Below are 21,970 nucleotides of genomic sequence, written 5' to 3' on the forward strand. Positions count from 1 at the left end.
GAGCCTCTACAAGTTAACTTCGTATAACGTTAATTATGTTAAATTATAAAATAATAATCATTTATAATTAATGGTTTATATCACATCCCTGACTTCAGTACCTCTGCAATCTGCCAGACATCAAGACTTCCCTTTGCAGCTTCCACGGTCAGTTCTTCATGTTCAGTGGAATACATGATCAGAATACCATTGCGCCGGAGGAACATAATCGCAGATGCAAATGCGGTTCTTTTATTTCCATCGTTAAAGCAATGACCACGAGCTATTGCCAGGAGATATGCAGAAGCAAGAATGTATACATCTTTTTCACCTTCATAAATATGACGGTTAAGAATACGAGTTATCATGCTTTCAATTCTGCCTACATCAGCAAATCCATGTAACCCACCATATACAGATATCATACGGTCATGAATAGTAATGACATCTGTAGTCGTCAGGAAAGTTATCATCTGTTCTTAAGTGCTTGTAGCGTTTGTCCATGTTCAGCGAACAGCCAGTCAAAATCGGATTCAGCCTGGATCTTCATCATTTTCTCGTATTGCTCTGCATCTATAACTACAACCGGTTTAGCTGAACGTCGGGTGATCATAACTGGTTCGCCGCTGGCAACACCATCTAAGACAGAAGCCAGCTTGTCACGTGCAGTAGTAAAGTTTATAGCTTGCATATGTAAGACCTCATTCTAAATACGATGAAATGAGTGAAATAACTGAGTATCCAGTCAACTGTACAACTTAAATGGGGGAATATCAACTAATCTACTATTGATGTGCGCATAAGAGCAAGATCATGAAATCTATCTTATGTTAAATAACCTGTTGATTTACATGTATTTTAACAAATTATAGTATCTAGGTACTACCTTCCCATCCTTTCCAGTATCTAATGAATACTTCTCTCCAGGGCCTATAGTCGAACAAGGTGAAGAAAGCGTGCCACATAACCCCTGCCCCTAAGCAAAATACAACCAAAATGAATCAAAGTTATTGTTTCAGTCCTACTTCACCTGCAATAATAAGAGATCACATCAGTATTTTGATAAAATCATTATTTTTCAAATTATTAGAGGGTTGGCGGAGCAGGTATGTTTGATATTGAAGAAGTCATAACTAAGAAAAGAAACTCTTTAAAAGCAGATCGTCTTGACATGTCTTTCGGTGAACTGATGAACATGTATGAGGATGGTGATTTATTTATCACCCCTGAATATCAAAGAGCATTTCGGTGGTCGAATTTCCAACAAACTAGATTTATTGAGTCAGTGTTACTGGGGATCCCAATCCCTCCAATTTTTGTAGCAGAAGATGATAAAGGGAAGTGGGAAGTTGTAGATGGGCTTCAACGTATATCTACAATATTCTCATTCTTTGGTGTGCTTTCTAGTTTTCCTGAAAAAAATAACCTTCAACTTTGTGAAGGCGAAATGGTTGCTGAATTAGCAAACATAAACATAAATAATTTACCTATCAGGTTAAAAACTACAATTAAAAGAGCTGTTTGTCGTGTGGAAATAGTTAGGTGGGATAGTAATGAAGATATTCGTTATGAACTCTTTAACCGGCTTAATACTGGTGCAAGCCCACTATCGGACCAAGAAATAAGAAATTGCATATTTAGATCTTACCCTGTAGATCTAAATCAAATATTACGTGATGTGGCTGTCATGCCTAATTTCATAAACTTAATAAGCCCCTCATCAACAAAAAAAGAAGAAATGTTTTTAGAGGAGCTTGTTTTACGCTATTTTGCATTTAAACATTTTAATGATGATTTCAAGACTACCATTCCGAATTTCCTTTCAGACTTCATGCGTGTGGTTTCAAAGGGTGAGTATGCATTCGATTTAGAGGCAGAAAAACAATCCTTTGTTGATTTAATCGATTTCCTTATGGCTAATAATGGTCGGGAGCTGTTTAGACCGAAAGGCCCATTTGTACTTCATTTATTTGATTCAATGTCTTACGCCTTACCAAAAGTATTCGACACAATTAATGGTAACGAAGATAGAATTTTAAAAGCCATTAACACCCTGTTAACTGATGATGTATACCAAGGTGTAAGTGTCCTAGCATTTTCAACTACTCGCATTCGCAACCGTATGGATCGTGCATTAGAGATTTTCAGAAGTGCATAGTTTAGTGGAGGAAATTAATGAGACAAACTCCTGGAGAGATAGGGAGTTTGCAAAATTTAGGGTCAACCCTCATCAAGTAGAAAGTATATTGTGGGGGCGCATGTGTGTACCTATGATATATGCAAACTGGGAGGGTTTTGTTGTAAGTTCCCTAAAAATGCTTTTACAGCATTTAAATAACCTAGGATTAACTCCCTTACAAATCCCTACTCGACTTGTTGTTGTTGGATTAGGTGACACCTATAGAAGTTTAAGTGGTAAGCAATCATTTGAACAGAGATGTATTTTTACAGATAAGTTTAATGAATTATTGAGGAATACTGTTAGGTTTAAAACTAAGATAGAGACTAAATCTAATCTGCATAGTGAGGTTTTAAAGGAACTGTGCCAAATGTTTGACTTTGATTTTGAACGTTTCTCTGATGTAAAAAGTACACTAGACCGTTTGGTGCATGTCAGAAATTGCATTGCCCATGGTGAAAATTCAATATTACCGACTCAAGAAAATATTGAAAATTTCATTGATGCAGTAAAACAAGGTATAGATATTTTAATGGATGAAATTGATATATTTTTGATGCAAGAGTGTTACTTATATCAACAACAGGCATAAAAAAGGATGCCATCTAGATAGGTGGCATCTTGTAAAGTAAATCTAATGCGAGTTTTTTCACTGGGTCTCAATTATTAATATTTACTGCTTTCAGCATGGCTACCGCCTCTGCTGCCGACATCTGAAACTGCACTCTATGTTGTGCCGCCACATCAAGTGCAAACACCTTCGTATATACTTCCGTTGAGCTGTTACTCCGGTGTCCCATCAGGCTCTGCAATACCTTAAGCGGAATACCAGCATACAACATGTGCATGGCATAAGAATGCCGGAACGTATGAGGTGTAACCGGCACGGAGAAATACACACCGTCAGCATTTGCTGCTTCCACAGCTTCATTTATCCAGCTGCGCACTGTCCGGTCAGCAACAGTCCAGATCCGCGCCCTTTCTGTTCGTCCTGTTTTCTTGTTACGTCTCTCCATAGGAATTTTTAGCGTGGCGACCATAATCTGCAGTTGCGAGACGAACTGAAGATCTGACAAAGGAACAATTCTGCTGGGAATGACGCCTGAAGGAGCACGGCCCGCTGTTCGGGCTGCCTTTTCTAGGCGCTGCTTCAGGGTGGCCAGTTGTACGAACGGGTACGGGGGAGTCAGTGTGAAATCTCCCCGAGTTAGTGCCAACGCCTAGACTGGCCCCCTGAATCTCCAGACATTTTGACTCGCTTAATAAGTGATAGTCTTAATACTAGTTTTTAGACTGGTTATGGAGTTGAGGATGATCGATGTTTTAGGCCCTGAGCGCCGTAGACGACGTACCCCGCAGGAAAAAATGGCCATCGTTCAGCAGAGTTTCGAGCCCGGTATGACAGTGTCGATGGTTGCCCGCCAGCATGGTGTTGCTGCAAGTCAGTTGTTCCTCTGGCGTAAGCAATATCAGGAAGGCAGTCTGACCGCCGTTACCTCCGGTGAACAGGTTGTTCCCGCATCGGAGCTGGCCTCAGCCATGAAGCAGATAAAAGAACTTCAGCGTCTGTTGGGTAAGAAAACGATGGAGGTTGAGCTGTTGCGTGAAGCAGTGGATATCGGCCGCCAAAAAAAGTGGATAGCGCACGTACCCTTGTTACCAGAGGATGGCGAATAAGCTTCGTCAGTCGCTGTTTGCGGGTCTCACGTGCGCAGCTTCATGCGATAGCCCGCCGTCCGGATGACTGGCAGGATCGTCGATGTAAACGTCAGCCCGATGATACTGAAGCACTGGCCCGCATCCATGCTGTTATCGGTGAAGTGCCGACTTACGGCTATCGTCGGGTATGGGCATTGCTGCGCAGACAGTCAGAAACTGAAGGTGTTGCGGCTATTAACGCCAAACGCGTCTACCGGATCATGCGTCAGCACGCGTTATTACTTGAGCACAGGCCAGCACTGGCAGTAGCAAGCCGGGCTCACACAGGCAAAGTAGCGGTAAAAGAAAGCAATCGACGGTGGTGCTCAGACGGGTTCGAGTTCCGCTGTGACAATGGAGAAAAACTGCGAGTTACCTTCGCGCTGGACTGTTGCGATCGTGAAGCGTTGCACTGGATGGCGAGTACAGGTGGGTACGACAGCGCCACGGTACAGGATGTGATGCTGGGAGCGGTAGAACGGCGCTTCGGAAGTCGGTTACCACCGAAACCAGTTGAATGGCTGACAGATAATGGTTCGGCCTATCGTGCTCACAAAACGCGACGGTTCGCGAAAATGGTGGGTCTGATACCGAGAACAACAGCAGTACGCAGTCCGGAAAGCAACGGTATGGCTGAGAGCTTCGTGAAAACGATGAAGCGGGACTACATCAGCATCATGCCAAAGCCGGACATGATGACAGCAGCGATGCATCTTGCGGAAGCGTTCGAGCACTACAACGAATGGCATCCGCACAGTGCGCTGGGATACCGGTCGCCACGGGAATATCTGCGGCGTCGGACCCGTAATGGGTTAAGTGATAAAAGGTGTATGGAAATATAGGGGCAAATCCAACGCCTCATTGATTCGCGCACCGGTATTCCACAGCGTGGCGATAAGCGTCTGGCGATAAAGGTCAGGAATATAATGAAGAAGTGCGCTGACTTCCGGGGCCAGTAGGTATTTCGGGTAATCCTCATGGGCCAGCGCCATCTGACGTAATGCCAAGGCGGCCGGGTAATTGATGGCCACAGGTAGCGGCGATGTCGTCATTAGTTCGTAGCCTGCTGGTAGCGCGGGCATCATCTGACTTCTTCCTTACAAATCAAAATCAGGAACTTCACGTGCCATGCGGGCCCGGAATTTTCTTTCTTTTCGCCACTGTTGCCATAATACGTGCTGTGCTGACCAGCGGCTGGCATCAAGGCGTGAGGAGGGCATATGATTCAGCCTGCGTAGTCGCTTTGCCAGTAATACGGCGCGCATCCCCAGACGGGAATATTGATACCTTCGCTCACGAAAGGTCATCTGCCAGTCAGGAGGATTATCCCATTCGTTAATGACGCGAATATACCGGTTGGCTTCGGGGATCAGTACCGTCAGCTCGCGGATACGGTACAGAATTGTGGCAGGAAGTACTCGCCAGTCGCCAGCAATATCATCGGAAGAAAATGATTCTGCACTTGTCGTTGTCCGAGTGTATCCTTGTTCATCTTCTTGACCTTCATCGTTCACGACGTCAGCACATCCCTGAGCAAATCGCTCTAGCCTGAATACCAGTTCGGTGGAAATGAAATAGAGTTCCGCTTGGCGCTTTTCCGCCGCCGCTTTTGCTTCCCGGTCGAGCGTATAATGATGATTAAGCTTACTGACTAGAAGCGCGACTCCCCCAGTGAGAACTCCTCCAGCCAGAGCCGAATATAAAGGCACCCATGAGATTCCATCAGCCATACATTCTCCTTTAATAAATCCGGTCAGCCATTAAACCGGTCTCTATAGTCGTCTGATCGTACATTGGGGCGCACTGCCATCGTGCTTAAGTTTAAAAGGGTTATCTTCAATCCTTGGCTCATCACGAACACAGTCATCGTTCTCGCGCCGGCGCCAGCCTCCCATAGGTTCAACGAAGATAGCTACAACAGTCCCTTCCGGTGTGAGTAAATGTTTTGCAGGTGCAATCTGGCCAACGCCAGCTAATACAGGATATTCAGTTATTCGCTCGTAAATAACAGAGTGTCCCTCGTTATGAAGCTCCTGGATTAACGCGTCAATCGTTCTGTATCTCGGAATATGCATTAAAAAAGTCCTCCTAGATTGCTGCTGACTATGGCAAGGAAAATAGTCACATATAGTAATTACATTCTGCGGCCAGTCTAATCGTCACCAATATGATTATCCCTTCCGTAAAAATCATCTACCTGATAATAACCAGCCATATAACCACGCCGGTAAATTACCGTTTGGGTGTTTTCTCTTGATCCGGTTTATCCCGTATTCAGCAGTTTCCGGAAGTATACCATGCGCGGTATTCAGACAAATCGCCCTTTTCTGACCCTTACCTGCCGCAGTCTGCGACGGTTGAAAGCACAAAATATGCCCGTTATCTGCGATGTGAAATACCACATAATGTGTTCTGAAGCTATTTGTCGATCGAGCAAGGAAGCATGATCCGCAACTCAGGGTTTTCGGATCTCCGGTGAAAAGGAGTGACTACTTAAGAATTGTATCCAATTAAGTGACATGATGTCATTAAATTGACCGCTAGATAATTAAATGATTTACTTCATTTCTGATTAATTCATTCACTGAAACTGTATTCAGAGAATACAGCCACCCTGACAGGAGCCCAAATGCTGAGTCAGCTGACCCTGCGCTTTCACAAGAAACTGATCGAGGCACTGAAAGTACGTGCCGGTCGCGAAAATACCTCGGTCAACGCCCTGGCCGAACGCTTCCTCGATGATGGTCTGAAGACGGCCGCCACCGGCGACGGTTATTTTCAGCTGATCGCCGATCCGGAGGCGACCGTCCGCCAGCTTTACCGTCAGGTCATTCTGGGCCAGACGTTTGGCCTGCCATCGCTTTCACGTGATGAACTGCGTTTCGTGCTGTCCCACGCCAGACAGGGGTACATGCACAGCCATAACCGGCTTGTCACACAACCTGCCCTCGGAATGCTGCTGCAAATCATCCGCGAGTTGCTGGCATGGCAGGTCGAGCATAACAGGATCAGGGATGAACATTATCTTAAGGGGATTTACAAAATCGCGGGAGAAAACTGGGTTGACGAATTTGACCACTTCATCACCACTCTGCGACCGGTCGTTGACCCGATGTATGCAGAGCAACTGTTGCGTCCGCTGGAGAGTGGCTGTTTTGAGCTGGCCGAGTTCCCGGATGCAGTACTGAATGAAATTTTCACCCTGCCCCGTCTGCAGCAGATTTTCCCGCTGATGCTGTACGGGCTTGACTGGTCTGACAGCAAAGCGGAAGTGCTGGCCCAGGAGCTGCGCCCGCTTATCCCGGCAGTGACGGAAACCATCCTGGCCGGTACGCTGCGACTCGATATCCAGGTATACGGTCAGCCGGCTGGTCAGCGTCCCGACGCCTGGTATCAGACTCCGCGACTGCACCTGATCATCACCGGCAAGGAATTTGTGTTGCCCTGCAGCTGGACCCATTTCTCCGAGCTGCTGGGGCTGTTTACTCTGTATAGCTGCTGGCCAGAAGCCCTGAAGCAGGGCCATCAGGGCAGACACGTGATGTTTTCTCCGCCAGGACACGTGACGGCGGACGGCTTTTTTGGCATTGACGGACTGCGGATTTTCCTGCCAGCGGAGGCGTTTGAGACGCTGGTTCGCGAGCTGGTAACGCGCAGCCGCGAAGGCTTGCTGGCTGACGCCCTGACCGGGCTGCGCTGCCTGTACGGAGATCTGTGATATGGCTGATATCAACGCAATGAGGCTGGATCAGTCCGTCACCCGTCCGGAACAGGATCGCTATGGTTTCCGCTATGTCGCCGCACAGCTGGCACAGTCTGTTCAGGCTATTGGCCGCGAAGGAAGCGCCGTTATCGGTATTGAAGGTGCATGGGGCTCAGGAAAAACCAGTCTGCTGAACCTGCTGCGTGCGGCACTGGATGAGCAAAAAGAGGACAACACCTTTGTCCTGAGTATCTCCCCCTGGCTCGATGGCAGTGACACCAGTCTGGTGGAATCGCTGCTGATACCGGTGGCAGGTATCATTGCCGCTGAGGAAGAGCGTCGCCTTTCGCCCGAAGAGCGGGAAAGCCTCGAAAAGAAAAAGGGGCTCACCCGGACAGCCCGTACCCTCATGGAATATACCAGAGCGACGGCCCGCCATCTGGCTCCGCTGGCTCAGGCCGCGACGGTGATCCCGGGCGTACCTGATGCGAGCGGGGCGCTGAACGCACTATCGGAAACCAGCTGGTTAAAAGAAAAACAAAAAACCGCAGCGGAGATGCGTACCGAAATCGCAGAAAAAATTGTCGAAATGGATCTCAGTTTTATTATTCTTCTCGATGATCTGGACAGGCTGGAGCCTGCGCAGGCTGTGGAAGTTGTCCGTCTGGTCAAATCCGTCGCCGATTTTCCCCGCTTCCGCTACATACTCTGTTATGACAAGACGGTGCTGGCGCAAGCCATCAAGAAAGGACTGGGCGTGGAGGATGGCGAACTTTACCTGCAGAAAATCGTGCAGATTTCCTTCAGTCTGCCGAGGCCGGAATCCTTTGATCTCCGCCGTGAATTTAACGCAGGTGTTGTCAGATTATACGAGTCGGTAAACGGAATTAACGTTGACGAAGCAATGCAAAGTGACCTGGACAGAGTAACCGACCTCTATGGCGCAAGCCTGAAAACTCCACGGGAGGTACAACTGGCACTGAATGGAATGACCTTCCGCTACAGTGGAATCCGTGATTATGTGTACTTGCCGGATCTTTGCTTTCTCCAGTTGATACGTACCACCAATTCCGGGCTGTATGACTGGGTAGAAGAATATCTGACAGAACGTGCCATCGTGGAATCAGGGGATGGAAGTGTCAGTGAAGAAGAACAAAAAGCACTCGTTCAAACTTTGGGTTCATGCCTGTCGAGATTCCGAGCCTCAGAGGCTAAATCTGCAACTTCCCTGCGGCACTGGGTACCGGGTATTTCAGGGTACAAGCTTGATAAGCTGTCCTTGTTCGGACAGACCGCGGATGATGAAAAAGCGATGATGACTGCGAACCGCCGTCTCGGAAGCTCCGCATACTGGCGTTACTACTTTGCTTTTTCATCCCCGCAGAACATTCTCCCTCCGACTTATTTTGATGAGCTCTTCCGTATGGCCGGGAACCCGCAATCCGGCGAGCCTCTGAAGGAGGAACTGCTGAGTCAGATAAACAGTAACGGCGTTTCTTCCCGAACCTGGTTTGAGCATATCCTGAGCCAGCTGACACGTCCGATGATACACGAACATACGGCATCCGAATGTGCTGGTCTGCTGGCGTTCTTCTTCAGCGCAGGTGATGAGATCACCACGCGTTACAGGCAGAGAAACCGCTGGTTTTCCCGGTATGACCTTGATGTCAACAGGGTTGTAGATCGGCTGCTGAGAAGGATGCTTGACGATGACCGTGCGAAAGCGATGGCTACTCTGCATTCACTGACAATGCAAGGAACTTCATGGGTCTGGATTGCAAACTATATCCGCGATTTGTTGTGGCAGAATGGGCTGGCCGGTAACCGGTTTGTGTCTGAGGAGGAACGGGTGCTGACGAATGAGGAACTGCAGTGTGTTCGCCATCATTTTTGCGAACGGCTGAAGGGTGGTGAGCTGAAATCAGACTTTCTGCATAGAGGTGAGTTGGGCGGATTTGTCTGGGCCTGGCAGGATATTGCAGGCCCGGAATCACTAAGATCCTGGATCTCACAGTACGGTACCTGTGATGAGTCATTTCTGACGTTATTGCTGAGTCTGCGCTCTCATATTATCTCCAGTGCAACCGGACACTATCTGGTTCTGAAACTAAATGATGTCAGCCCTCTGTTCGGTGGTGAAAAGGTAATCATTGAAAGGCTTGAGCGGATCCAGACCGAAGGTCTGTTCCCTGAGCAGACTGACGAAATCAATAAAGCTATCGCGCTCAGCAAATCATTCTGATTTTTCCAGCAAAGTCATTTTACCAACAATTCCCAGGGAACCTGCCCAGCAGGTTCTCTTTTTGACTGGCACAACCTTCTTATTTGCTTTCAGGAAAAAAATAGCTTTCGGGCGATGCTTATTTTACGTGATAAATCTGAGTTTGCCGCCCGTAAAATTCTGGAAAAGGCCAGAATAGCCACTCCATCTTGTTCAGGTAAGTTATTCTGGAAATGGGTTCAGAATTTTATATTCAAAGCGTGCAAGTCATCGCAGGAATATTATGAAAATAAATCTTCAGCCGTATCTGCACAGCATAACCACAACCCTGTCTCTGCCTGCCGGACTCAGCCCGGATGCGATGGACAGGATAAAAGTGGTGGCGCTGATGGCCATGATGCTGGATCACATCAACACGATTTTTCTGCAGCCTCCTTGGCCGGAACTGTATGCCATCGGCCGGATGGCCTTTCCCCTGTTTCTGATGATCTGGGCCGTGAATGTCCGTCAGCAATCGGGAAGATTGCAACACCAAGCGAACAGGTTGTGGATATGGGCCGTCATCACACAACCCGTCTTTGCTCTGACGTTTCACGCTCCGCATCCCTGGTACGCCCTGAACATTTTGTTTGTATTCGCGGGTGTCACGCAGTTGCTGGCACTGGATCACACATATGGTTTCCCGGGACGGTTTGCCGGCGTGATACTGCTCGTGCTCCTGGTTTATCCGTTATCACTCGCCAGTTATGGTCTTCAGGGAGTGATGTTGGCCCTTTCACTGGCCGTGTTTTATTCCACACAAACTCTCCGTGATAAACAGGGAGCTGCTCTGGTTGCCTTTCTCTCACTGTGTACGCTCAATGGCGTGGGTCACCTCGCAGACAAACCCGCAGACGCACTACTTTATGCGGTACTGCCGACCGTACTGTTTCCTCCCGTGGTCCTTTCACTTGCCTCCCGGTATCAGCCTACACAAAACACGCGCTTTTTGCCCCGCCGGTTTTTCTACTTCGCTTATAGCGGCCATCTATTACTACTTGGTCTGATACATCGGTTAATGATGTGACGAAATCGAGCACCCACCCGAGCTCTGAGTCAGTTCAGTGGGCGTATTGTATGCCGCTACGCGGCATGGAGGCGCCAGCCGGTGTCACTTATCGCATCGATCTGAACGGCGCCGGTTACGCGGCGTAGCCGCCCTGTACTGATAGTTTCCACCAATCGCCCCCTCCGCCCTGTTCAGCCAGACCCGCTGACCGCTACGAAGAATCTGCTTTGCGCCGTCGGAGTGGTCCGGGCAGTGCCCGGGCGTATCTCCGCGTTAGCGCCGTCAGGCGCTTACGGGCGTGTACTTCAATCCTGAAGCAACACTACCTACAGCCATTCCTTAGCTAGTTACAACATCCATTATAAAGCCACTCTGTTCCGGGCCTGTGGCCCGGGGCGGCGGGGCTTTGCAGTGGGACAGGTTTCGCTGGGGGTAACAGATAACAAAGGACGGGACCCGCCGCATGCGGTGGGGGGTACTTTAAAGAGAAGTGATAATGGTAGCTGGAGGGATATTTGCCCCGAGCAAAGCGAGGGGAGGTACTTTCGAGTGTCATGCGAAGCTGACACGAAAGAGACTCCCTTTTTAGGGCTTATTTTGTTCAGAAATAATGTTCGAAGCTAATCATATACTGGGGGGGTCATTCGAATTTAACTACATGAAAGATGAGCGATACCTGTCTTTTGTCAGCGCAGGCGTCTCAGTACGTGAGTCAGGTGAAGTAATAGAGTGAAAAAACGGACGGGTGATGGCTTTAAAAGGAGGAATTCCTGAATGGCAGGCAGCAGAAAACCCGCGAAGGACGCGGTTCTGTAAAAGGAGGGGTAAAAGACAGGCGTCAGTGTGCCCCGGCTTTCTCCAGGAGGAGCCGGTAATACTTCTCTTTATCCAGACGTTTCAGGTCAGGATGTTCATGCTCGACCGCACGTTCGATCTCCCGTACACGATACAACGGTGCGTCAGGGCTGGTTGACCAACGCACCCACGCCTTCCAGTGACGATCGTTCTCTGAAGACTTTCCGACACGCCGCATTTTCTGGTCCAGCGCATCAATCTGCGCCCCCAGGTCCTGCGTCACACGTCGCTTTTCTTCCCTCAGTTCCGGGCTGACCACCCAGCGCTTGATTTTGCGCAGGCGGTTTTTAAGCGAATGGTGCCTGTCGATATCGATACCCATACGCGCCATCTTCAGCAGGTGGTGTTCGTAACGCAGACTGAGTGACTCAGCCAGCCCCTGAGCAATGGCCCACTGCCGGTATTTGTGAAGCCACTGACGAATTTCGTCCACGGTAATACCCCGTGAAGTGAAAAACTTCTCGGTCAGGAAGATACGCATGGGTTTGTACTGGCCAGAATCGGTGTCATGGTCGCGGTGGATCACCAGGTAGTCGAGTTCTTCCTGGACCCGCAGCGCATGCAGCAGAACGTCATAGGCCAGACGGCCATTTTCATAACGATGGAGCACTCCCATCCGGCGCGCCAGCGCCTCAACCGGCAGCATGACTTCAAACATATAGTCGCTGTCAGGGTTGTAGTCACAGTTGGCCGCAAGCGTCAGTGAGAGCGCCGTTAAGGCTTCACGGCTTTCCTGGCGTGTGCTCACGCGCATGGGTTTCGGGGTAAAGGAACTGTCGAACAGTCGGGTCCAGGGCGTGTAACCCCGGCGACGCAGTGACACCAGTTCCGGATTCCGGTTCCAGTCGTGGCTCTTCAGACGCGCCACCACTTTAGCGGCCATGCCACGGGGCGTACTGCCGGTGAAAGCAGGCTGATAATTTCGGTGTGTTTTAGACTGCCCCTTACGCAGACGATTGGCTTCGCCACGCCGGGAGGGACGGTACTGAGGTACGGGCGCAGCCCGCAGGTGAATAACCTGGTTAGTCACACCCGCCCGAACTTATGGCGGGCAGGGGTTGTCTTCTGTTTTGCATGCGTTATAATCCATCTCAGGCCAGCGCCTGCTTTTGGACCCCCTGATATCTGCTGCTTCCGCCAAGTTGCTTTGCAGATTTCGGGGGGTTTTTGCATTCAGGCTCCGGCGATATCGCTGAAGCCTTCTCCCGGACGATTTACGGATACGTCCAATCCTGTGTCCCTTCTCCCACCGGGCCGCATTTTTCCGATGGCAGTTTTTACTTTTCCCTTCTCGTTTCACCCCACCACAAGGTGCCCCTGTCAGTACCGGTCGTACCAGCTCACAGAAATTTACGTTAAGGAAAAAAAGTAATACTTTTAGTGTGAAACCTCACCACAAGGCCCACAGAGGATTCCGAGTTTACCGTTTTGTCTGACTCAATTCCAGCAGGTATGCGCGCGAAATCACCGATGGGATCGGAATTTCAGGTGTTGATCGAATTTACTGTGAAATGGATCGGGGAAAATGTACATCAGTCATGCTGTATGGGGGTAATCTGGCGGAATATATCCCCACACCCAGTGGCACTTGTTTTACTGGCGAGCTTTATCGATGGCGATTTTCAGCTGTTCCGCCGTGGCCGTACCGGGAAACACCGTGATGTTTTTCGGCGTGGCCTGTCTGACCGGCATCACGATAAGACCCGGTGTCCCGGTCAGACCCAGTGTGCGGGCCAGTTCATCATTTCGCGCAAGTGCGGCCATCTGATCGCTCTCCGGGAACGGTTTTTTACCCAGTGCCGCCCGGGTAGCCTGAGAAATATCATCCAGCGTGAGCGCCCCTTCGATATTCCCGGTGTCATAAATACCGTTGTGATAGGTCAGGTAGGCGTCAGGACCGGCAGCTTTCCATATCGCCACGCCCCGTTCAGCTGCTTTGCGCGAGTTTTCAAAACGGTCACCAAATATTGGCCACTCCTTGAAGAGGTACCGGACTGAGGACTGCTGTTTCATCACTTCCTCTATGTCAGGCGCCATATGGCTGCAGTGCACGCACTGGTAATCAAAGAATTCAATCACAGCCACCGGGGCATCTTCAGGCCCGATGACCGGCGTATCCGGATCGGTAAGCAGCGCGTTCTGATTGTCCATCACCTTTATCGAAAATACCTGCTGCTGGCGCTCACGCTGCTGTGTCTGCAGTTTCTGGCTCACCTGGACCAGAATCTCAGGATGCGATACCAGGTAATCAGCGGCAATTTCGCCTATCCAGGCCTCCTGTGCCGGGGTGAAGAGTGGCGCCGAAGCCGAGGCGGCAGAAACCAACGCAATGTATGATGTAACTACTATGCTTAATAACTTTATCTTTTTCATGAGTGTTCCCGGGATTAACGTTCTTTCTGAATGGTTTTTGTGAGGGTCTGTTCTGCTTGTTCGGGCATCCGGCCGCGCTCGCTGTTCACGCCCTGACGGACGATGTCCCGCTCCTGAGCGGCAAGGTCGCTGACCACCCGTGATGCCCTGTCGTGTTCATGTGCAGAGTTATCTGGCTGGATATTCTCGCTTCTGACCTGGTCTGCCAGCGCCTGTTCCCGACCGTCTGAACGGTCACGGCTTCGCACACTCGCCAGCACACTGTCGTCAGGTATCTGCGGCTCGGGTTTCACCGGATTGAGCTCTTTCGGCCGCAGTTTCACCACGTCCTCCGGCGGCAGTACAATGCTGATATTGTCACCCTGTTGTTGACGGGCGGCCTCCTGTGCACGCACCTGCTCAGCCTGTTTCAGCTCGTTCTGGCGCTGCAATTCCTCCTGACCGTTGATGCCGGTCAGGGTAAGATGCCGTTCATCTTCCTGACGTACCCCGCCGGTCACCTTCAGCAGATGGGCCGAGGGGGACTCAGGACCTGTCTGCCACACGACGCCATCCCTTGGGTTTTCACGGACCGCATTCAGTGCGGCCGCCAGCTCGCTGACCACCAGGGTATTGCCCGACTGGCTACGCTGAAGTACCGCACCGCGCGCCTGGCGGGTCATCACCATCCGGGTATCGCCCTGCGTCAGTCGCCCTTCAGGACTGGCGACCAGCGAGACCAGGGCCAGCCCGGCGCTTTTGCCGTTGTTGTCATAGACGGGTAGCGCCAGTGCCGGCTCAGGAAAACGCCGGGTGGCCGGGATAATTTTCGCCGTGAGGCTGGTCTCCCCCATCCCCTGATGCCGAATCCAGGCGCGACCAATGCCGGTTTTCGTCACCGCCTGCCCCATTGCCCAGATAGCCTTCGCCTGCTGACGCTGCGTTTCCGGTGCCAGCGCGTCGTGTGCGGTTTTAATGTCCCGTTCAGGCGAGGTGACGGCTTTCGTCCAGTCGGCTTTCCCGTCGGTGTAAATCTGGACGTGCTCTTTGGCACGGGAAGCGGAAATATAGAACGCCCGCCGGGTGGCCAGCGCCTTTCTCCCCTCACTGGTGCCTTCCAGGGAAATGACGTAATCGGTGCTCGCCCCCTGCGCACCGTAACCGGTCACCGCCCAGGCGTAGTCGAGGTGCTGCTGTGCCCGGACATCAGTCGGGTTAATCGTCACCACGCCGTTCGCCCCGCGAAGCCGGATATCTCCAGTGTCGCTCACGGCATCGACCGTAAAACGCTGGTTAGCCGTCTGCCCCTGTTCCCGGTCGGTGGCCGTGAAACGCAGCAGATCACCCTGACGCACTTCTATCTCGCTGCGCTTAAACAGCTGCACGTCACCGGTGATCAACTCTTTTGGCGAATACAGCCCGAGTTTCCCCTCCTCATCCCGCACGGTCACGGTGTTACCGTTGCGGTCAACGGCCAGCACATCCTGGTAGCGATCGCCACGTTTCACGACCATCCCTGACTGCCAGGCTGTCGTTTGGTTGAACTCATGGCGGGTATGGGTAATTTTATCGAGTACCGGCACGGTAATGGCTTTTTTGCCCAGTTCGCCCCGTTCTGCCAGCTGCGCATGAATACCAGCGTTGACGGCCTGACGGTCAGCGTTCAGCTGGGTGATGATGAGCGTTCGCGCCCGTGCCTCCGGCGTGCGGCCCGTCCAGTCATTCACAATATCTGCCACCGGAGAGGGGGTTTCCTGAAACGCACTCTCTGGCGCTTTTGCGTCCGCTTCACGGCTGATACGGTCAGCGGGTTGCGTTTCGATCCGCTTCAGGGCCGCATCGATACGGTTGTCGATGATGTCGTGAACCGCCCCCCGCAACTGCACATCTTTCTGGCGCACAATTTCTTTCATAATGGCCACATCCATCGGGCTGCGCTCCTGCATCAGCTTAAACGGCGCGCCGGAGTCGACCGCTTCAAACTGGTCAATATCCCCCATTGAAACGGCGCGACCACCACCGTGAGCAATCGCCTGAAAGAGCGCTGCTGTGTCCTGGTTCCCGGCCATCGAGGACTCATCAATCAGGAATACCTGTCCTTGGTAGTCGGGCTTTTCGCCAGCAGCTGTCACCTGGTCGTGCTCGACAATAAAGGATTTGATGGTCTGGGCACGCACACCCACATCGCTCATTTCCTTCACGGCCTGATGCGTCGGGGCAAGCCCGGTCAGTGACGGTCGGGCCTCTGCCGGCAATGTCTCCAGCGCAGCCACCACCGCCTTCATCTGGGTGGTTTTCCCCACCCCGGCATAACCCTGAATACCGGTGAACTGGTCAGGGCTGCCCAGTACCAGTGACGTGGCCTGTTTCTGCCCACTCGTCAGCCCATTGAGGACGTCCCCAGGCACCTGGTCCAGCAGTGGCTGCTGCGTGTTTTTCCCTTCATCCACCACCCGCAGTATCGCTTTCTCCATTTCCCAGGTTGAGCGGGCAACAAGCATGGGTTCACCGCCCACGTTCACCGTCCTCAGCTCACCGTTTTTCACCATCCCGGTAATTTCATAACCAATATCGTCAAAGTTTTGATGATACTTCGCGGAATCTTTCGCCAGCGTCAGCTCGCTGAACGTCACGCCACGCTGGTCATTCACCGCACGCCACACCGCCAGACCCGCGTCGGTTCTCACGTTGTCATGCAGGCTGCCGACAGCCTCACTCACGTCCTGCTTCCCGCTGAGGGTGCGGACAAGCTGCACGGGCGTTGCACTGGTTTTCATCCGCTGCAGGCGAGATTCGGCTTTATCCTGCACTTCGGCGGTAAACACCTCCGCGCGATGGCCACTTTGTGCCAGCGAGTTCATGGTCTGGCTGGAAATGTCGCGGGTGTTCAGTGCGCCCAGCACCACGCCCGTATCGTTATCGCGTCCACCCGGGGCGCTGACGTAAGCGTGTGTAATATAGAGGGGCGCATCTTTCGGTAATGTCAGCCTGTCGTCACCCCGTCTGACCTCAATGCCTTTCTCGCTGATGCCCGTCACTTCCAGTCGGTCTTTCGCTTTCAGGTTGTGCTCCCTGTCGCCGGCCACACTCAGCAGGCGTTCTCCGGCCGCCACGTTCAGTGTTTCACGATTAAACAGACGCCAGTCCGGGGTCACGTCGCTGATTTTCATGCGTGTCAGCACGCCGTCACCGTCAATCAGGGACAATACCCGCGTATCTTCGTGGACACGGTCAATCACGTAAGACTGCCGTTCCTTCGCATCGCTGCGGTCCTCGAGCACCATCCCTGCCCGATAAGAGCCGGGCATACGACGGGTTTTACTGTCGAGCCACACCGGCTGACGCGCTTCGATATCCACACCGTCGCGGGACAGCTGCCCGGCATTCTGCAGCGCATCGCGGATGAGTCCGGTCAGGTGCGTCTGTTCCCGCTTCCCGACCACCACGGCGGTCACGTTTTCATCCCCATGACTCAGGTCTGCAAAGCGGGTGGCCAGCGCCTCATAACGGTCACGTTTGTTCGGAATACTGACCACTTCGGCTTCAAGCCCGGGTGCAGGCTCAGTCCGGCGCGAACGGGTCACACCGGCTGATTCCAGCACCGACATGGCATTCCCGTTGGCCTGACGGCTGGCGCTGTCGAGAAAGACCAACTGCGCGTCCTGTGCACGTGCCTCGCCCAGTAGCACCAGTGTTTCCTTCAGCCCCAGACGTTCAGCCCCCTCGATAATCAGTGTGCTCTGGGGTTTAAGATGAAAATCCCCGCTCAGCACATGCTGGCGACTGACCAGCCGGTCGCGCAGCGTATCGGACTTCGCCAGCGACGTGGCACGTTCGGCGGAGCTGACCAGCACCTGTACCTCACGACCCTGAGCCGAGGAAATGTCGGTCAGTTCGCTCGCCAGTTCACGAATACCCGCCACACCTGACGGCGCATTCATCAGGACAAGGGCATCCCTTTCAACCACTTCCAGCGCGGGCGGCGCATAGTGTTCGGGTCGGGTAAAGCTGACCACCACGGTGGATTTAAGATGCTCCTGGCTCAATGCCTGAATGGAGAGCTCATCCAGCAGGTGAATACGGGAGGTAAACACCCCTTTTTCACTGTCCAGCGGCACTATCATGCCGTCCCTGAGCGAGGCGTCGATCGCCTGACGTATCACATTCATCTCCGGTAGCTGTTCGCTAAGTTCGGCGGTTGTCAGCAACAGTTCACCGAAGGTGAAGCGCGTTTTACTGTCACTGAGCTGTGAAATGGCCAGGCGTACCGCCTCCATCACTTCCGGTACCGGTTGAGGGGTTTCACTTCTGCCCGGCTCGCGCTGATCGGCCGTTTTTTGAGGGGGGGTCACGTTGACCATACCCGCCTGTCCCTTCTCTGGCACTGTCGGCTGTGCGGTGTTATCAACGGAGACACTCTGCTCCGGTTGCTGGCGCACTTCCCGGGTCGCTTCTTCACGCGGTACCACTCTTTCCTGATATGCTTTCAGGTCGTAACCCTTCTCTTTCATCTGACCGACCCAACGGTCCATCAGGCGCAGACGGGACGGGTCTGTTTTTGCCTGACGGGTGTCTTTGGCGGCCACGTCACGGCTACGCAGTGTGGCTTCCGCCCCGATGGCCCCCTGGATTTCACGGCCGCGCGAGGAGAACTCTTCACGCACCTCCTCCGGTACCCCTTTGATCTCCCACATGCCGTGTTTACCGACCTCTTCCACCTCATGACCAAGCGCTTCAACACGTTCACGCAAGGCACTGCGATAGATTTTGCCGAGTGTCACCTGCATTTTCATGACGGTCTCAATAAAACCGGCGTTGTGGATATAGTCGGTGGCCAGTGCTTTCCATTTGCCGTCATGTTCGGTCATGTTGGCAATCAACACGTGGGTGTGCAGCTGTGGGTCGAGATTACGCGAGGTGTCGTGAGTGAAAGCGGCGGCGACCATTTTCCCGGTATGAACAATAGAGGTGACACCATCGGTTGTGCTTCGCGCCGAGATCAGTTTTTCCACATACCCGGCAGCCACCTGAACGGCATGGTTGTGTGCGTCCACCATTTCTTTGTCGCCCCCAATCAGCCCCAGAATTGACACACTTTTGGGGGCCGAAAAGGTCAGGTCATGGCCTGGTCGGTGAACATGGTTGCCGTTGATCTCTTTGCCCAGGCGAGAGCCGTCTGGCAGACGGCCCTCGAGCACACCGGTCAGGGCATCCCCCCGGACACTCCCCTCCAGTCCGAGGGCTTTGGCCCCTTCGCCCAGCCACAGACTCTGAAGATTGCCGAGAAAATAGTAGTTATCGGAATTGCTGTAGTAACCGGCGGCGCTGCCTGCCGATGCTACGGGGGCGACTGACATCATAATTCAGGCTCTCTGTCATGGTAGTCGTGGTCGTGGTCGCTGTAGCCCGGATCTGCCGGATCACGGTGACGTAAAATGTTCTCTTCGTCCTGAGCCAGCTGCCGGTTGACGCGGTGAAGATCAGTCGGACTTTCCGGTGTGGCACTCTGACCTGCAGCGGTGACGATTAAACCGCCGTCACCACGCTCAGAAAGTTGCATATCGAGGTTCATAGATTCGCCGCCAGCTTCGGTATCGGGATCGGCTTCATTTGCGTTGTTAGCGCCCGATATCAGGCGGCGCTGCAGCATGTCCAGCGCTCCCGATGGAGAAGATTCAGGAGGGAGTGCCCGGTTTCTGATGTTTAAAAGGGCTGAAGGAATATCTTCACTCGTCGTTACAGCTCGGGCGCCTGCTTCAGGTGTGTGTTGCGTGCTATGAAGCGGGACAACGTTATTTGACTCAGGTGCAGTGACCGGTGTTTTGACTTCACTGCGCTTTTCATGCGTCATGGTCGGCGCTTCGGATTTCGCGGGTTTAATGACGTCTGTCACGACTGGCGCGGGTGTGGCCGCTTTTGGTGACGGTACAGAGGTAGCTGCCGGGGATGCGGTGGTATCGGTACTGCCCTTCTCGAGAACCTCATCTCCGGTCGGGAACGCAAGGCCAGCGACGGATGCCGCACGCTCATTTTCGTGGATCACTTTCTCCAGCTCAGGACTCAGGGCGTCGCGGATGTTGCGCTCTATCAGGCCAGGATGATGTTTCTTCTGCTCACGATATTTCAGCTTCAGGCGCACCACTGGATATTCCCCCGGCAGGCGTATGTAAAAGCTCAGGTTAGGCAGACGCATCACCTGCTCGTAGTCGACAATCGGGTTATTCACCTCATCCTTACCGAGCGACACGCCATCACGCACCTGATCGAGACCGTAACTGTTCTGCTCACGAATTTTGCGCTTACGCTGGTTGCCTAGCTCTTCTTCCACCACTTTGGCCATCTCAGCACTCGGGGAACGGCCGTACATACGGGTGTTCATCAGGTCAAAAATACTTTTCGCCAGTTCACGGCCGTAAACGTGGACCAGCTGCGCCATGTTCTGCATCCCCAGAACAAAGCAACCGCCGAACTTACGGGCTTCAGCCAGGGTTTCTGCCAGCTCAGGGATACGCTGCAGGCTCGGGGTCTCATCGATGATGAACCAGACGCGGCGCTCACTGTTTTCTCCCATGCTCTGCAGCATCATGGTGGCCAGCGACACCCACAGTGATATCAGCGGACGTACGCTTTTACGGTGGCGGGCCTGAGTCGAAATAAAGAGCCAGCTGCTGTCGTAGTCCTCTTTTGTCATCCATTCACGGATGGTAAAGGGGGGGTTGACACCGTCATCCAGCCCCTGCAGGTAACGCAGCGATTTGGCGTAGTTCGTCACCACCGAACGGATGGAAATGGCGGTTTTTTCGATTTTTTCCTCAACCAGATTGGCTGAAGGTGTATTCGCCAGATAGTCGCGCAGGCTTTTCATGCTCAGCGACAGCAGGGTCTTGAGGAACTTCTCAATACTGCGCTCAGGATCTGCTGACATACGAATAGCGAGATCCGCAAAGATGGTGCGCGAACTGGATACCCAGAACGGGTCCGATTCGCCTTCAACCGGTATCAGGCTTGCGGCCATGTTGTCGTAGTCGACAGCATCAACACACTCACCCCACAATTGCCAGTTGGCACAACGTTCGTCGTGAGCGTTAAGAATGAAGTCAGTGGCGGGGTTGTAGTGCGTTTCGGTGAAAGTGCAGCCTGAATCGTAGATAATCGCCCGGTCACCGCGCTTTCGGATGTAATCCAGAAGCCAGCGGATGAGTGTCGACTTACCGACGCCAATCGTGCCATGCATCAGGAAGTTCATCACCTCAGCCATCCTGACCATGTGCAGGTCACCCACGCGCAGATCGGAGAGTTCGCCGTTTTTACGCAGCAGTTGGTTAACCTCTGCGGGCTTGTCGGTCAGCAGCATGCCGGAGAGATATTCATCCTCACTCTCCCGGCGCCCTATCCCCACGATGTACCAGCTCACGGCCATAAACACCGCCAGGCTGAATACGCCGCTGCCCAGTCCCGCCCACTGCAGGTAGTCAAGGAACTGTTCACCCATTGCCGTCATGTACGGGTCGGTAAAGATCTGCACAACGGTCATTTTCAGAACCATCACCGTCTGAGTCGGGGCGTACCAGTAATGAATGTCATAGAGTTTTGGAGCGCTGGCAGGCATCAGCTCAAAAAAGCTGCTGTTCATCCAGGCAAACCACCAGAGAGAGCCGTTATCCAGCGTTTCCTGGGGAATGCGCCATAAGAAAATGGCGGAGGCCAGCACAGCGAACAGAATGAAAATCCAGAAACCTATCCAGTTATTCACCTGAAGTAACATGCGCCAGCGGTAGGCGGTCATCTGCCCGCCCTGGGTGAGATTTTTACCTGCAAAGCTCATAGAAAATGTCCGGCAGTTATCGCATCGCCAGAAGGGCAATGTGACAAAGTGAGAGGTTATGAATGAAATCCCGGCGCTCGCCGCAGACAGGGCTGCGCCTGCGCAGTCAT

13 protein-coding genes and 2 pseudogenes are annotated in these 21,970 nt (G+C 52.5%); 6 read left to right on the forward strand and 9 right to left on the reverse strand.

The window, feature by feature from the left end:
• Positions 1 to 80 precede the first annotated feature (80 nt).
• Both GBAG_RS21250 and GBAG_RS21255 read right to left on the reverse strand, forming a co-directional pair.
• Positions 81 to 452: a type II toxin-antitoxin system death-on-curing family toxin gene (locus GBAG_RS21250; RefSeq protein WP_034500123.1), complete on the reverse strand. Its 372-nt coding sequence runs from the start codon at positions 450 to 452 to the stop codon at positions 81 to 83.
• Complete coding sequence (locus GBAG_RS21255; protein WP_034500125.1) at positions 449 to 670, reverse strand: type II toxin-antitoxin system Phd/YefM family antitoxin; 222 nt, start codon at positions 668 to 670, stop codon at positions 449 to 451. The genes GBAG_RS21250 and GBAG_RS21255 overlap by 4 nt, the downstream gene beginning before the upstream one ends.
• Before the next feature lie 417 nt (positions 671 to 1,087).
• On the opposite strand from GBAG_RS21255, the gene GBAG_RS21260 reads away from it, so the two are divergent.
• Together GBAG_RS21260 and GBAG_RS22880 are read left to right on the forward strand one after the other, a co-directional pair.
• Positions 1,088 to 2,137 carry a DUF262 domain-containing protein gene (locus GBAG_RS21260; RefSeq protein ID WP_034500128.1) on the forward strand — a complete coding sequence of 350 codons (1,050 nt, stop codon included), beginning with the start codon at positions 1,088 to 1,090 and terminating at the stop codon, positions 2,135 to 2,137.
• 4 nt (positions 2,138 to 2,141) lie between these two features.
• Positions 2,142 to 2,750, forward strand: coding sequence for an MAE_28990/MAE_18760 family HEPN-like nuclease (locus tag GBAG_RS22880; RefSeq protein ID WP_156104920.1), 609 nt, complete (start codon positions 2,142 to 2,144; stop codon positions 2,748 to 2,750).
• A 67-nt stretch (positions 2,751 to 2,817) separates the two neighbouring features.
• On the opposite strand, the pseudogene GBAG_RS21270 reads toward GBAG_RS22880, so the two are convergent.
• Positions 2,818 to 3,378: pseudogene (locus GBAG_RS21270) on the reverse strand (tyrosine-type recombinase/integrase); the annotation flags it as partial.
• 91 nt (positions 3,379 to 3,469) lie between these two features.
• Between GBAG_RS21270 and GBAG_RS21280 the strand changes: the two are divergent.
• A protein-coding gene (locus GBAG_RS21280) for an IS3 family transposase (RefSeq protein ID WP_167333351.1) occupies positions 3,470 to 4,698 on the forward strand; the annotation gives its coding sequence in 2 pieces (ribosomal slippage) (positions 3,470 to 3,785 and positions 3,785 to 4,698; 1,230 coding nt in all).
• 3 nt (positions 4,699 to 4,701) lie between these two features.
• Here the strand turns inward: GBAG_RS21280 and GBAG_RS21285 are convergent.
• Positions 4,702 to 4,941: pseudogene (locus tag GBAG_RS21285) on the reverse strand (phage integrase family protein); the annotation flags it as partial.
• A 12-nt stretch (positions 4,942 to 4,953) separates the two neighbouring features.
• Positions 4,954 to 5,586 (reverse strand): hypothetical protein, encoded by a 633-nt coding sequence (locus GBAG_RS21290; protein ID WP_051873769.1) that lies wholly within the window; start codon positions 5,584 to 5,586, stop codon positions 4,954 to 4,956.
• An 899-nt stretch (positions 5,587 to 6,485) separates the two neighbouring features.
• Between GBAG_RS21290 and GBAG_RS21300 the strand changes: the two genes are divergently transcribed.
• The 3 genes from GBAG_RS21300 to GBAG_RS21310 all read left to right on the forward strand — a co-directional run bounded on the left by GBAG_RS21300 (position 6,486) and on the right by GBAG_RS21310 (position 10,846).
• Positions 6,486 to 7,574, forward strand: a complete 1,089-nt coding sequence (locus GBAG_RS21300) for a hypothetical protein (protein WP_034500138.1) — start codon at positions 6,486 to 6,488, stop codon at positions 7,572 to 7,574.
• A gap of 1 nt (position 7,575) precedes the next feature.
• Positions 7,576 to 9,801 carry a KAP family P-loop NTPase fold protein gene (locus GBAG_RS21305; protein ID WP_034500140.1) on the forward strand — a complete coding sequence of 742 codons (2,226 nt, stop codon included), beginning with the start codon at positions 7,576 to 7,578 and terminating at the stop codon, positions 9,799 to 9,801.
• Between the two features lie 262 nt (positions 9,802 to 10,063).
• Entirely contained in the window at positions 10,064 to 10,846 is a 783-nt protein-coding gene (locus GBAG_RS21310; protein WP_081908440.1) for a TraX family protein, read from the forward strand.
• Positions 10,847 to 11,666: 820 nt separating this feature from the next.
• On the opposite strand, the gene GBAG_RS21315 is transcribed toward GBAG_RS21310, so the two are convergent.
• The 4 genes from GBAG_RS21315 to traD all read right to left on the reverse strand — a co-directional run bounded on the left by GBAG_RS21315 (position 11,667) and on the right by traD (position 21,860).
• On the reverse strand, positions 11,667 to 12,713 hold the full coding sequence (locus GBAG_RS21315) for a Replication protein (RefSeq protein ID WP_081908441.1): 1,047 nt from the start codon (positions 12,711 to 12,713) through the stop codon (positions 11,667 to 11,669).
• Between the two features lie 563 nt (positions 12,714 to 13,276).
• Positions 13,277 to 14,056 (reverse strand): DsbA family protein, encoded by a 780-nt coding sequence (locus GBAG_RS21320; RefSeq protein WP_034500141.1) that lies wholly within the window; start codon positions 14,054 to 14,056, stop codon positions 13,277 to 13,279.
• Positions 14,057 to 14,070: 14 nt separating this feature from the next.
• A complete protein-coding gene (gene traI, locus GBAG_RS21325) occupies positions 14,071 to 19,395 on the reverse strand; it encodes a conjugative transfer relaxase/helicase TraI (protein ID WP_034500142.1) in 5,325 nt (1,774 codons plus the stop codon).
• The gene (gene traD / locus GBAG_RS21330; protein WP_034500144.1) at positions 19,392 to 21,860 is read right to left on the reverse strand and encodes a type IV conjugative transfer system coupling protein TraD; all 2,469 of its coding nucleotides are present in this window, start codon (positions 21,858 to 21,860) and stop codon (positions 19,392 to 19,394) included. The genes traI and traD overlap by 4 nt, the downstream gene beginning before the upstream one ends.
• Between the last annotated feature and the right edge of the window lie 110 nt (positions 21,861 to 21,970).

The sequence above is a fragment of the Buttiauxella agrestis ATCC 33320 genome, assembly GCF_000735355.1.
Lineage (GTDB): Bacteria > Pseudomonadota > Gammaproteobacteria > Enterobacterales > Enterobacteriaceae > Buttiauxella > Buttiauxella agrestis.

Excerpts from the sequence above, each read along its gene's own strand:
- GBAG_RS21250 (WP_034500123.1), bottom strand. The coding sequence starts at position 452 with ATGATAACTTTCCTGACGACTACAGATGTCATTACTATTCATGACCGT.
- GBAG_RS21255 (WP_034500125.1), bottom strand. The coding sequence starts at position 670 with ATGCAAGCTATAAACTTTACTACTGCACGTGACAAGCTGGCTTCTGTC.
- GBAG_RS21260 (WP_034500128.1), top strand. The coding sequence starts at position 1,088 with ATGTTTGATATTGAAGAAGTCATAACTAAGAAAAGAAACTCTTTAAAA.
- GBAG_RS21290 (WP_051873769.1), bottom strand. The coding sequence starts at position 5,586 with ATGGCTGATGGAATCTCATGGGTGCCTTTATATTCGGCTCTGGCTGGA.
- GBAG_RS21300 (WP_034500138.1), top strand. The coding sequence starts at position 6,486 with ATGCTGAGTCAGCTGACCCTGCGCTTTCACAAGAAACTGATCGAGGCA.
- GBAG_RS21305 (WP_034500140.1), top strand. The coding sequence starts at position 7,576 with ATGGCTGATATCAACGCAATGAGGCTGGATCAGTCCGTCACCCGTCCG.
- GBAG_RS21310 (WP_081908440.1), top strand. The coding sequence starts at position 10,064 with ATGAAAATAAATCTTCAGCCGTATCTGCACAGCATAACCACAACCCTG.
- GBAG_RS21320 (WP_034500141.1), bottom strand. The coding sequence starts at position 14,056 with ATGAAAAAGATAAAGTTATTAAGCATAGTAGTTACATCATACATTGCG.
- traI (WP_034500142.1), bottom strand. The coding sequence starts at position 19,395 with ATGATGTCAGTCGCCCCCGTAGCATCGGCAGGCAGCGCCGCCGGTTAC.
- traD (WP_034500144.1), bottom strand. The coding sequence starts at position 21,860 with ATGAGCTTTGCAGGTAAAAATCTCACCCAGGGCGGGCAGATGACCGCC.